Below are 12,814 nucleotides of genomic sequence, written 5' to 3'. Positions count from 1 at the left end.
GGTAAGTCTGCTTCTCTGGGCTAACCCTCTCTATCAGGGAGAGGTTTTTCCGCTGCTTGTCATGATTAGCGGCTTGCAGTGTAAAGCGATATGATAGAAATTAAAATTGGTTAGTCCAAAATTGGTCATATTCGTGAGGTGGATCAACCAATATACTTTTGCTTTTTGACACTTCTTCACTAAAGAGTAAGGTTAAAGTTGAGTGATATCTATTGATAATCGGTATAACAACATTTCGGTAAAAGGTTAGATACGTGAAATTATGACCGCTTGGATACCGGATTGAGCTTTAGATGATGAATAACCGTGAAAAAGAAGACAGTTTGACTCCCGCATCGCAGTTATTGCCGATGGTGCAGTAACACGGGGTAATTCAATGATGACAATGACGCAGGTGAGAAGGTAAAGCAGATGGAACAAACATGGCGTTGGTATGGCCCGAATGACCCAGTTTCGCTGGATGACATCCGTCAGGCTGGGGCAACAGGCGTAGTAACTGCACTGCACCATATTCCAAACGGCGAAGTGTGGCCGGTGGAAGAAATTAAACAACGTCAGGCAGAACTGGCGGCGAAAAGTCTGGTGTGGTCGGTAGTAGAAAGTGTGCCGGTACATGAAGAGATCAAAACTCATTCAGGTGAAGTCGATAGGCACATTGCCAACTACCAGCAGACGCTGCGGAATCTGGCTGCCTGCGGTATCGATACCGTGTGTTACAACTTCATGCCGGTGCTGGACTGGACTCGTACCGATCTGGAATACACGCTGCCAGACGGTTCTAAAGCGCTGCGTTTTGACCAGATTGCCTTTGTAACCTTCGAACTACACATTCTGAAACGTCCGGGCGCGGCTAAAGACTATACGGCGGAAGAACAGGCGCAGGCAGCGGATTATTTCGATTCGATGACCGAGGCGGAAATTGCCCGGCTGACCGGCAATATTATTGCGGGTCTACCGGGAGCCGAAGAAGGCTATACTCTGGACCAGTTCCGCGCTCGTCTGGCTGAATACGACGGCATCGACAAAGCCAAATTGCGTGAGAATATGGCCTATTTCCTGCGTGCAATTGTGCCGGTGGCGGAGCAGGTAGGTTTACGTATGGCGGTGCATCCGGACGATCCTCCGCGTCCGATTCTTGGCCTGCCGCGCATTGTTTCCACCATTGAAGATATGCAGTGGCTGAAAGAGACCGTAGACAGTATTCACAACGGTTTTACCATGTGCACCGGTTCCTACGGCGTGCGGGCGGATAACGATCTGGTCAAGATGATCGAAACCTTTGGCGATCGCATTCATTTCACGCATTTGCGTTCAACCTGTCGTGAAGGTAATCCGAAAACCTTCCACGAAGGCGGACATTTGCAGGGCGACGTAGATATGTATGAAGTCGTGAAGGCGATTCTGACGGAAGAACAGCGCCGTCAGCGAGCAGGGGATCGGCGTCCTATTCCGATGCGTCCGGATCACGGCCACCAAATGCTGGATGATTTGCACAAGAAAACCAATCCGGGCTACTCGGCAATTGGGCGTTTGAAAGGTTTGGCTGAAGTGCGCGGCTTAGAGTTAGCGCTGAAGCGAGCGTTTTTCCCTGAATTGCGTTAATTCAGTGAAATGATGGTTAGTGGAATAATGATGGTTAAGGGCCGGTTTTACCGGCTCTTAACGTTGAATCAGCAAAGATTAATCTGCGCGCCCCATATAACGGCGTTCTGCGATATGAATGCGGATTTTCTCACCCGGGCTGATGTACTCGGGCACCTGAATTGACAGGCCGGTACTCATGATTGCCGGTTTGTTACGAGCACTGGCTGAAGCGCCCTTGATGCTCGGCGCGGTTTCCACAATTTCCATATCGACCGTCTGCGGCAATTCGAGCGCCAGCAACTGGCCTTCCATCGTCAATACTTGCATTCCCGGCATACCACCTTCAGGAATAAACAGCAGTTCTTCTTCGATCTGCTCTTTTTTGAAGTTGTACGGCGTATAGTCTTCTTCATCCATAAAGACATATTCGTCGCCGTCAATATAAGAGAAGTTGACCGCGCGGCGGGTTAGAGTGATGGTGTCGAGAATATCATCGCCCTTAAAACGCTCTTCCACTTTCAAACCGGTACGCACGTCTGAAAAACGCATTTTGTATAAAGTACTCGCACCACGGGCGCTTGGGCTTTGTACATCAATATCTTTCACCAACAGCAATTTGCCGTTGTAGTTGACTGCCATACCGCGCTTAATTTCGTTAGCTCTTGCCATAAAAATAACCTGCCAATCAGGATTGAAGATAAGTTGCGACAAATTACCCGTGCTGCGGGCTACAGGCAAGCAGATAGCGTAAAAAGAATGAGGAAAAAGCGCGAAAACCTGGCTTGGAACAAGCAATGATTCGATGGCGGATTATTGCGGGAAAAAGAATGTGCCGCCGGAGAGGAATTGGCCCGGCGGCGCAGAAGATTGGAACCTATTGATAGACCGGCAGTAAGCCCATTAATGCACAGATATGAGCCACGGCGTTAATCAGGCCAAAGGCGATGATAAAGCCGATCATCAGGCTGCCGCCCGGTGCTCGGTAAGTGGCCTGCGGGAAGCGGCGGCGAGTTGCGCGCGCCATCAGTGCCGGAACAATAACGGCCCAAATAGTGGCGGCCAGACCGGCAAAACCAATGGCGTACAGGAAACCATTCGGAAACAGTAAGGCACCGATGGTGGGTGGCACAAAGGTCACTAACGCTGATTTTGCCCGGCCAATGCCGTCATCGGCGAATTTAAAGAAATCGGCGATATAGTCGAACAGTCCCAGTGATACCCCGAGGAAGGAACTGGCCAGCGCCATATAGGAGAAGGCATTCAGCAATTGACCGGTCAATGGGCCTGCGGAAACCGTATCCATCTGTTTTAACAGGCTGCCAATGTTGCCGCCGTCGGCAATCACCAGTTTGAAAGCATCGCGCGCGATGTTGCCCTGAATCACATACTGCCACAGGATATAAATCGCCAGAGCTATCAGCGTGCCGAATAACAGACTGCGCACCACGGATTTACTGTCTTTGCGATAATACTTCACCAAACCGGGCACGTTGCCGTGATAGCCAAATGAGGTCAGCAGATAAGGCAGAGCCGCGAGCGCGTAGGGCAGATAGCTGGCGTCGCTTTGGCTATGGTTAAACAGTACGTCGGCTTTTACATGGGTATACATATCACCAACGGACATAACGAATGTGATTACCATCCCGCCAATCAATATGGTACTCAAACGGTCTACCGCGCGAGTAGATAACCAAACGATAAAGGCCACCAGCACCGCGAAGACTAAGCCTGACGTGGTTTGCCCCACGCCGATAATGCCGTCCAGAGTGTGGGCGATAATGGAGCCACCCGCCGAGATATAGGCGTAAGTCAGGATATACAGCACAAAGGTAATGGACAGGCCGTTGATTGAGCTCCACATGCGCCCCAGCAAGTCCTGCACCACCGTATGGAAACTGGCGCCAGTCGGGTAGTTGAGGTTAGCTTCCAGGATCATCAGGCCGGAAATCAGCATACATGCCCAAGTGTAGATCAGCAGCGCGACAGAACCGCTAAACCAAACGCCGGCGGTCACGATAGGAATAGAGAACATTCCTGCGCCGACGGCGGTACCTGCTACGATCATCGCGCCGCCGAGAACCGACGGACGGGATAGGGACTGAGTAGAGTCCATTGACATGCATTGCTCCTGAAAGACCCGCTGAGGGTAAGGTTCTTTTGTACTAGCTCAATGGTACAGTGGTGGCGGGGCGCTGTAAATAGCTGAATATACTTAGACTGAATAATTAGCCGGTTAATACTTCGGCCATCAGCGTCATTAATATCGCTATATGATGCTTATAGTTTAGACTTTGGTTAAATAATCGACAGGTCGATTGAGTGATTCATCTCAGTTATTGAGGCGGAATCATCCGGGGGAAGGATAGTGCTGGTAGTTATTGACGGCGATTGCTATTGTCCGCCATCTACTCTGCCAGCCCACCGGAGAATCACTGATGGACTGTCGCTCAGATTGCGGTGCTTGTTGTATTGCCCCCTCGATTTCCAGCCCCATTCCGGGTATGCCTTTCGGCAAATCTGCCAATACCCGTTGTATTCATTTAGCCATTGATATGCGTTGCGCCATTTTCCACTCTCCGCAGCGGCCTAAAGTGTGTGCCAGCCTGCAGGCTCGACGGGATATGTGTTTTACCCACCGCGATGAGGCTTTGGTGTATCTGATTCAGTTGGAAGCCGCCACCGCGCCATAATGGGCAATAGCGCCTGGTTTTGGGCATAAAAAAGGCGATATTGAATATCGCCTTTCATGTTTTATCTGCGGAGCCAGAGGTACATCCTCTGGCTTCATGTTGTCACCATTAAGCGCCTTCTGGCACCGCATGTGCGGTATTTTTTAGCACCTGACCGGTATATTTCTCAATTTCCAACTGCGCCATCTGGCCACAGTTACCCTGAGCCAGACTGGATGAGCCGATATCGAAAGTCAGGCAGTTGATATTGCCGTTTTTACAGATAGAGCCCGGTTCCGCCGGTTCTGCCGGATCGAACCACGCTCCCTCACTGACGCGAATCACGCCCGGACGAACGTCTTCGGTCACCACTGCGCCCACCAGGATCTGACCGCGATCGTTAAAGGCACGAACCAGATCGCCGTTGGTAATACCGCGTGCGCTAGCATCCTGCGGGTTGATCAGAATAGCTTCACGATCGGCTACCGCATATTTTTTCCGCAGCGGGGTGTTATCCAACTGGGAGTGCAACCGGTTGATCGGATGAGCGGTATTGAGCGACAACGGGTATTTTTTCGCTTCCGGCCCGCGATACCACTCGTATGGCGGCATCCAGGTAGGAATTCCCCGACAATCGGCATAACCCATTTTGGCAATGGTATCTGAATAAATCTCGATCTTGCCGGATGGCGTCCCCAGCGGGTTTAACAGTGGATTTTCCCGATAATCGGCAAAACGAATCCATTGTTTATTGGCCTCTGGAATCGGGAAGCGAACGTAGTTATTCGACTGCCAGAACATATCAAACGGCGGCAGAGCGACTCGCGCCGTTCTGGCCTGAGATTTCATATCGTCGTACATGGATTTGAGCCACTGGGTTTCGTCTTTGCCGTCGGTAAAGGCATCGAGAACGCCCAGTCTGGCGGCCATGGCAGCGAAGATATCAAAATCGTTACGAGATTCATGCTGCGGCGGTACGCATTGATGCATCGGGAAAACATACAGTTGCGAGTAATCGCCGCCCATTTCCAGATCGTTACGTTCGTAGCTGGTGGTGGCAGGTAGCACGATGTCGGCGTACTTGGCGGTTGCGGTCCAGTAAGGTTCGTTCACCACGATGGTTTCCGGATGCTGCCAGGCTTTGATCAGCTTATTGGTATCCTGATGCTGGTGGAAGGTGTTACCGCCAGCCACGTAGACCATTTTCACATCGGGATAAGTTACCTTGGTGCCATTAAAATCAATGGTTTTACCTGGATTAGCCAGACATTCCGCAATACGCGCCACCGGAATTGGAGCCGGTGAGTTCTTCGGCGCATTACCGGCGGAAATCCCCGGTAAAATGCCGCCTTTGGCCGTTGGGCTACCGCCGGAAGAGTAGTGATAGCTGAAACCGAACCCGCCGCCCGGCAGGCCGATTTGGCCGAGCATTGCCGCCACGGTCACCAGCAACCAGTGCTGTTGTTCTCCGTGATGCTGACGCTGAATGCCCCAGCCGCCCATGATCATGGTGCGCTGTTTGGCCATATCCCGCGCTAGCTGACGCAGAACTTCAGCATCTACGCCACTGATATCAGCGGCCCATTCGGCATTTTTCGGTTGACCGTCATTTTCACCTAACAGGTAGGACTGGAATTTATCAAAGCCGACGGTGTAGGTCTTAACGAAGTCCGGGTCATACAATTTTTCAGTCAATAAGGTATGGGCGATACCGATCAGCATCGCGCTATCGGTATAAGGGCGCGGAGCGATCCATTGAGCGTTAGTGAATTTGGCGCTGTCGTTATACACCGGATCGATGCTGATAACTTTGGTGCCTTTTTTCTTCAGCGCTTCAAAACCGGTCTGGCCCACGTGATCCGGAATGTTCCAGCTATTTTTTAGCGTGATCATCGGGTTACAACCCCACAGGATCACTAGCTCGCTGTTTTCTACCACGTTTGGCCAGGCGGTTTGCTGCTCGTAAACCTCCATAGAGCCGACGACGTGGGACATAATCACTTGCGCGGCACCGGTAGAATAGTCACCGGCATAGCCGAGGAAACCGCCGGTCAGGTTCATCAGGCGTTGTAACAGGGTGCGGCTGTTGTGCAGCATTCCCACGCTTTTCCAGCCGTAAGAACCGGCGTACAGTGCCTGCGGGCCGTGATCTTTCTGTACGCGGGTAATTTCGCCACACACCAGTTCAATCGCTTTATCCCAACTGACACGAACCCACTCATCGCGGCCACGTAGCTCAGTACGGCTACCCGGCCCGCCTTCCAGCCAGCTTTTACGCACCATAGGATATTTGATGCGGTTTTCCGCGTGCACCTGATAAGGTGCCATGGTGATCAGATCGTTAGGGTAGGGATCGTCTTTTACCGGCTGAACGGCGACCATACGGCCATTTTCGACAATAGCTTCAAACGCGCCCCAGTGAGCGCCGGTCAGAATGCCTTTCTGTGCCTGGCGCAATGCCAAAAATTGAGGCAACGCCTGGCTAATAGCCTCTGCCAGCGCAGATTTAGGCCACAGGCCGGCCACTAAAGGTAACGCCGCTAACGCGCTGGTGCCCATCAGGAAACGGCGGCGGCTCATTTGTAACGGTTTTTGTTCGTATTTGCTCATTTTCGCCTCTCGTTTACGACTTGGCCGGCATATCACTGGCATGTTTTTGTACGTATTGTGTCAGTACGCGTAGCTGTTCCTGAGTCAGGGAAGTACGCGGTGCCATGCCTTTAATCACGCCAATCCACTGGTTAGCATTGAAACGATCCAGTGCAGTCAAACCGTGGCAACCGGTGCAGTTGGAAGACATCATATCGGCGGCGTAGCGCCAGATTTTTTGTTGATCGTCAACCAGCTGTTTCTTCGGTAACCAGACTTGTAGCGCCACCTGATGCCAGATCAGACCGGTTTCAGCATCGGTTTGTGAGGACGTGGTTTTCAGCGCTTTCTGCGCTTCTTCGCCCAGTAATACGCTGAGGATGCGTTTACCTTGAGCAGCGTAGAAGACTTCCGCTACGCCATCTTGCTGCCAGCCTTCCACGTCGACTAGCACCTGATCGCCTTGCTGTTTCACGACCTTAACTTCGGTAGACGGCATCAGATTACCGGCGTTATGGCTATCACCCGCCTGCATAAAGAAAGGTTCGGTGGCAATGGTGTATAACGTGGTTGCGTCAGCCGGTGTTTGTGCTGCGGCGGTGGCTAGCTCGGCAGCCCCAGCTTGAGTCAGCTCGCTCATATCCGGCAGGATGTGGGCCACGCCTTTGTGGCAATCAATACAGGTTTCCCCGTTTTTGATGGCGACCGGATGCTGAACGCGGGCTTCAGCACTTTGCGCGGTGATGTCCATGGCGTCATAATTATGGCAGGAGCGGCAGGTGGCGGAGTCGTTCTCTTTGAGGGTTTTCCACACCGATTGCGCCATCGCCAGCTTATGGGCTTCGTACTTCTCTGGCGTGCTGATGGTCCCGACCATTTCGCCGTAGATATCTTTCACCGCCCGGATTTTAGTCCACAGGTAATCCAGTGGCTCATGGGGAACGTGGCAATCAGCACATTCGGCGCGGATGCCTTTCGGGTTCTGGAAGTGGACGCTGCCCTGATACTCGGCCAAAGGCTGCTGCATGGTATGGCAGGAAACGCAGAAGGTAGTATCACTGGTTTTATGGAAAACGGTGGCAGTACCAGCCAGAAGTGCAGCGCCAAGAATGATGCCGATCAGTAATAGCCATAGCCATCCCCACCGACGTCGTTTACCGAGTTCAGTCTGTTTTTTGCTCATATTACACCCATGTTATGTGTCTAATTGTTTTGGTAACGCTAGATTGGCGAACGTTGGGCAAGACAAAATCCGTTGCCCATAAAAATAGTGCGTCTATTGTAAATGGATTTTTTGCTGAAAACTAACCAGATAGAGGTATTTGCAAGATTAGATCAAATTTGCTGAGTATAAATACAGGAAACGCACAATTTTTTACCAAGCATAGACAATAAATACTTGAAATGCTTGGTTATATAACTTTTTATATAGCGCTATTTTTTAGTTGGAAGAGGTATAAAAACGGCGAGTTAACCAGAGATGAATGGCATTTTTACTTGCCTCAAAGTGTGGTTCGGGCAGTTCATTGGGGGGGCACCAAATCCATTGGCTACATTTCTCCGGCTCTTTATTTTCCACCTCGCCGCCGGGATACTCGGCCAGTAAACATACCGAAACCGTATGTTTGCCTTCGGCCTGCCAGGTGGCGATATTATTGGTCAGAGCAATAACCTGTGGCTGCTGAATCAGCAGACCGGTTTCTTCAGCCACTTCCCGCTGCGCGCACTGTTCAAAGGATTCACCAGCCTCTACATGCCCGCCGGGAATCGACCAGTAGGGTGCATGCTTACCGCAGCGTTTTCCCAGTAATACCGAACCTTGAGGGTTCACTATGATGACGCCAACACCCACAACCACAGCCATATTTTTTCTCCATCAGCAAATCGTCAGCAAAGTATGCCATTTCTGCCTTAAACCCTACCAGTGAAAGCGTCTCCAGAGGTAAAATGTGCGTGACATCAAAAATCTGCTATGACAATTCGAAGAAAACTTGCATAAACCCAAATGTAGAAACACACTATTGAAACGTTTCAGCGTTATCTGCTTCACTGGGTGATAAAGGGTAACGCTCCTTTTTCTCATAAAAGCTGAAACGATTCAATTTCAGTAAGAGAGGAGACTTATGTTCCAGTTGTCACTGAAGGATATCCATTTGGCTGCCAACGCGGCCGATAAAAACGAAGCCATCAAGCAGGTAGCCGCAGCGCTGACCGACGCCGGTTGTGTCGATGCCGCCTATGTTGATGGGATGCTACAGCGCGAGCTGCAAACTTCTACTTACTTGGGTAACGGTATCGCCATTCCTCACGGCACCACCGATACCCGCGATCTGGTGCGCAACACAGGCGTGCAGGTATTTCAGTTTCCGCAGGGTATCGCTTGGGGCGAAGATCAAACCGCTTATATCGTCATAGGTATCGCGGCGCGTTCCGATGAGCATCTGGCGCTGCTACGCCAGCTGACTCACGTACTGAGTGACGATACGGTAGCGGCTCAGTTGGCAAAAACGACCTCACCAGAGGAATTGCGCAGCCTGTTGATGGGTGAGAAAAAAGCGGCTGAATTCCATTTCGATACTTCATTAATCGCCTTGGACATAGCGGCAGATAACCTGATTACCCTTCAGGCGCTGAACGCCGGTCGTTTACAGCAAATTGGTGCGGTTGATGCCAGCTTCGTTAGCGATGTGATTACTCGTTCGCCGCTGAATCTGGGGCAGGGGATCTGGCTGAGCGACAGCAGCGAAGGCAATCTGGTCAGTGCGGCAACCCTCAGCCGTCCGGCGGTGCCTTTTGAGCATAACGGTGAAAAAGTGGCGCTGTTGCTGACGCTGTCCGTAGCCGACCAACAGCCGCTGAACATGCTGAATTATTTAAGTGATTTACTGTTGGCGAAAAAAGCTGACGCCTTGCTGAACGCCGATGCCGCCACCGTGCTGGCATTGCTGACCAGCGAATATGTAGAACAGAGTCAGATGTTAAGCGCGGAGTTTGTCATCCGCAACGAACATGGGCTGCATGCGCGCCCAGGGACAATGTTAGTGAATACAATCAAACAGTTTACCAGTGAAATTACCGTTACCAATCTGGACGGCACAGGTAAACCGGCAAATGGACGTAGTCTGATGAAAGTTGTGGCATTGGGTGTGAAAAAAGGGAATCGTCTGCGCTTTACCGCCAGCGGTGAAGATGCGCAGGCTGCGCTGGATGCCATTGGCACCGCGATCTCAGCCGGTCTTGGGGAGGGCGCAGCATGAGCAGAAGAGTCGCGACTATCACCCTAAATCCAGCCTACGACCTGGTCGGTTTTTGCCCAGAAATTGAACGTGGCGAAGTGAATCTGGTAAAAACTGCCGGTCTGCACGCCGCCGGTAAAGGCATTAACGTTGCCAAGGTACTGAAAGATTTAGGTATCGACGTTACCGTGGGCGGTTTCCTCGGTAAAGACAATCAGGATGGATTCCAGCATTTATTCAGCAATTTAGGTATCGCTAACCGTTTTCAGGTAGTGCCGGGGCGTACCCGTATTAATGTAAAACTGACCGAAAAAGACGGCGAAGTGACAGATTTCAACTTCTCCGGTTTCGACGTTAGCAAGCAGGATTGGGATCGTTTTGTGGTGGATTCCCTGAGCTGGCTGGGTCAGTTCGATATGGTTGCCGTAAGCGGTAGCCTGCCAGCAGGCGTTAATCCCGATGATTTTACCGATTGGATGTCGCGCCTGCGCAGCCAGTGTCCGTGCATTATTTTTGATAGCAGCCGCGAAGCGCTGGTTGCCGGTTTGAAAGCGTCGCCGTGGTTGGTGAAACCTAACCGCCGCGAGTTGGAAATCTGGGCCGGTCGTCCGTTGCCCGCTTTATCTGACGTCGTCGAGGCCGCACATGCCTTGCGCGATCAGGGAATTGCTCACGTGGTGATTTCTCTGGGTGCGGAAGGGGCGCTGTGGGTGAATGCTTCCGGAGCCTGGTTGGCCAAGCCGCCTGCCTGTGAAGTGGTTAGCACCGTGGGTGCCGGTGACTCTATGGTGGGCGGTTTGATCTATGGCCTGCTGATGCGCGAATCCAGTGAACATACGCTGCGATTGGCAACGGCAGTTGCTGCTTTGGCCGTCAGCCAGAGCAACGTTGGCGTTACCGATCGTCCGCAGTTGGCCGCAATGATGGCTCGTGTGGATCTGAAACCTTTTAATTGATATTCGGAGGCGAAATGAAAACGCTACTGATACTAGACAGCGCGCATGGACAGGCCAGCGGCCATCTGGCGACGTTAATGCTGGGCGCCGCGGCCAGCAAAGCCGGTCTTACATGGGTTGATAAAGCGGAAGACGCGGAGCTGGTGATTGTTACCGGTTCGGCAATACCGGCCGACGGCGCATTAAACGGCAAAAAAGTGTATCTCGGCGACCTGGCTAAAGCGGTTCGCGATCCGGATGCTTTTCTGGCAGATGCCATTGCAAAAGCGCAACCTTATCAGGCTAGCGTTGAAGCTCCTGCGGCAGCATCAGCCAAAGGGCCAAAACGTATTGTGGCGGTTACTGCCTGTCCAACCGGCGTGGCGCACACCTTTATGGCTGCTGAAGCTATTGAAAGTGAAGCTAAAAAACGCGGCTGGTGGGTGAAGGTCGAAACCCGTGGCTCCGTAGGCGCTGGCAATGCGATTACGCCGGAGGAAGTGGCGGCGGCTGATTTAGTGATTGTGGCAGCCGATATTGAAGTGGATCTGGATAAATTTGCCGGTAAACCGATGTATCGCACTTCTACCGGTCTGGCGTTGAAGAAAACCGTGCAGGAATTGGATAAAGCTTTGGTTGAGGCTGAAGTGTATCAGCCGAAATCTGCCGGTAGCGCCAATACCGGCGTGAAAAAATCTGAGGGCGGTGGTGCTTATCGCCACCTGTTGACCGGTGTTTCTTACATGCTGCCGATGGTGGTTGCCGGTGGTTTGTGTATCGCGCTGTCCTTCGTATTCGGTATTAAAGCCTTTGAAGAAAAAGGGACGTTGGCTGCGGCCCTGATGCAAATCGGTGGTGGCTCTGCCTTTGCCCTGATGGTGCCGGTATTGGCCGGTTTTATTGCCTTCTCCATCGCTGACCGCCCAGGTTTAACGCCGGGTCTGATAGGCGGGATGCTGGCCGTCAGCACTGGCGCCGGTTTCCTCGGTGGGATTATCGCCGGTTTCCTCGCCGGTTATGTGGCTAAAGCCATCAGTACCAAACTGCGTTTACCGCAAAGTATGGAGGCGCTTAAGCCGATACTGATTATCCCACTGGTGGCCAGCCTGATAGTTGGTTTAGTGATGATTTATGTGGTCGGTACGCCGGTGGCAAAAATCATGAGTGGCCTGACTGCCTGGCTGCAATCCATGGGGACGGCCAATGCGGTGCTGCTGGGAGCCATTCTGGGTGCCATGATGTGTACCGATATGGGGGGGCCGGTGAACAAAGCCGCTTACGCCTTTGGTGTAGCACTGCTGAGCTCGTCAGTTTATGCACCAATGGCTGCCATCATGGCAGCGGGAATGGTGCCACCACTGGCAATGGGTCTGGCAACTCTGCTGGCACGTCATAAGTTCGACAAAGGCCAGCAGGAAGGGGGCAAAGCGGCGCTGGTACTGGGTCTGTGCTTTATCTCTGAAGGTGCGATTCCCTTCGCCGCTCGCGACCCAATGCGTGTGTTGCCGTGCTGTATCGCTGGTGGCGCGCTGACCGGTGCACTTTCTATGGCATTCGGCGCACAACTGATGGCACCTCACGGTGGTCTGTTCGTGCTGCTGATCCCTGGGGCGATTCATCCGGTACTGCTGTATCTGGTGGCGATCATCGCCGGTACTGTTTTGGCCGGTGGCTTGTACGCGATGCTGAAACGCCCTGATGCTGCATTGGTGAAAGTGGCTTAATGCATTATTAGCAACACTTAAATAGCATTAAAATAAATTATCGATACCAGTCAGTTAACCCTGACTGGTATTTTTTT

10 protein-coding genes are annotated in these 12,814 nt (G+C 52.1%); 5 read left to right on the top strand and 5 right to left on the bottom strand.

The window, feature by feature from the left end; genetic code table 11:
* Positions 1–411: 411 nt before the first annotated feature.
* On the top strand, positions 412–1,602 hold the full coding sequence (gene uxuA, locus DBA33_RS09115) for a mannonate dehydratase (protein ID WP_064517428.1): 1,191 nt from the start codon (positions 412–414) through the stop codon (positions 1,600–1,602).
* A gap of 78 nt (positions 1,603–1,680) precedes the next feature.
* Here the strand turns inward: uxuA and yeiP are convergent, their stop codons facing one another.
* A complete protein-coding gene (yeiP, locus tag DBA33_RS09110; protein WP_049597106.1) occupies positions 1,681–2,253 on the bottom strand; it encodes an elongation factor P-like protein YeiP in 573 nt (190 codons plus the stop codon).
* A gap of 205 nt (positions 2,254–2,458) precedes the next feature.
* Complete coding sequence (gene mtr, locus DBA33_RS09105) at positions 2,459–3,703, bottom strand: tryptophan permease (RefSeq protein WP_064517430.1); 1,245 nt, start codon at positions 3,701–3,703, stop codon at positions 2,459–2,461.
* 316 nt (positions 3,704–4,019) lie between these two features.
* Between mtr and DBA33_RS09100 the strand changes: the two genes are divergently transcribed.
* Positions 4,020–4,274 (top strand): YkgJ family cysteine cluster protein, encoded by a 255-nt coding sequence (locus DBA33_RS09100; protein ID WP_064517433.1) that lies wholly within the window; start codon positions 4,020–4,022, stop codon positions 4,272–4,274.
* A 108-nt stretch (positions 4,275–4,382) separates the two neighbouring features.
* Here the strand turns inward: DBA33_RS09100 and torA are convergent, their stop codons facing one another.
* The 3 genes from torA to DBA33_RS09085 all read right to left on the bottom strand — a co-directional run bounded on the left by torA (position 4,383) and on the right by DBA33_RS09085 (position 8,706).
* The gene (torA, locus tag DBA33_RS09095; protein WP_064517436.1) at positions 4,383–6,863 is read right to left on the bottom strand and encodes a trimethylamine-N-oxide reductase TorA; all 2,481 of its coding nucleotides are present in this window, start codon (positions 6,861–6,863) and stop codon (positions 4,383–4,385) included.
* Positions 6,864–6,876: 13 nt separating this feature from the next.
* Positions 6,877–8,025, bottom strand: coding sequence for a NapC/NirT family cytochrome c (locus tag DBA33_RS09090; RefSeq protein WP_064517439.1), 1,149 nt, complete (start codon positions 8,023–8,025; stop codon positions 6,877–6,879).
* Between the two features lie 258 nt (positions 8,026–8,283).
* Complete coding sequence (locus DBA33_RS09085; protein WP_064517442.1) at positions 8,284–8,706, bottom strand: NUDIX domain-containing protein; 423 nt, start codon at positions 8,704–8,706, stop codon at positions 8,284–8,286.
* A gap of 259 nt (positions 8,707–8,965) precedes the next feature.
* Here DBA33_RS09085 and fruB point away from each other — a divergent pair, with 259 nt between their 5' ends.
* Genes fruB through fruA form a run of 3 tightly spaced genes read left to right on the top strand, consistent with a single transcriptional unit; the run spans position 8,966 to position 12,737 of the window.
* A complete protein-coding gene (fruB, locus tag DBA33_RS09080) occupies positions 8,966–10,099 on the top strand; it encodes a fused PTS fructose transporter subunit IIA/HPr protein (protein WP_120806288.1) in 1,134 nt (377 codons plus the stop codon).
* Entirely contained in the window at positions 10,096–11,034 is a 939-nt protein-coding gene (gene fruK, locus DBA33_RS09075) for a 1-phosphofructokinase (protein WP_064517448.1), read from the top strand. Before fruB ends, fruK begins: the two co-directional genes overlap by 4 nt.
* Before the next feature lie 14 nt (positions 11,035–11,048).
* Positions 11,049–12,737, top strand: coding sequence for a PTS fructose transporter subunit IIBC (fruA, locus tag DBA33_RS09070; RefSeq protein WP_064517451.1), 1,689 nt, complete (start codon positions 11,049–11,051; stop codon positions 12,735–12,737).
* The last annotated feature ends 77 nt before the right edge of the window (positions 12,738–12,814 follow it).

The organism is Yersinia sp. IP36721 (assembly GCF_003634395.1).
Classification (GTDB): Bacteria; Pseudomonadota; Gammaproteobacteria; order Enterobacterales; family Enterobacteriaceae; genus Yersinia; species Yersinia entomophaga.
This window is presented reverse-complemented; position numbering and strand designations above follow the sequence as displayed.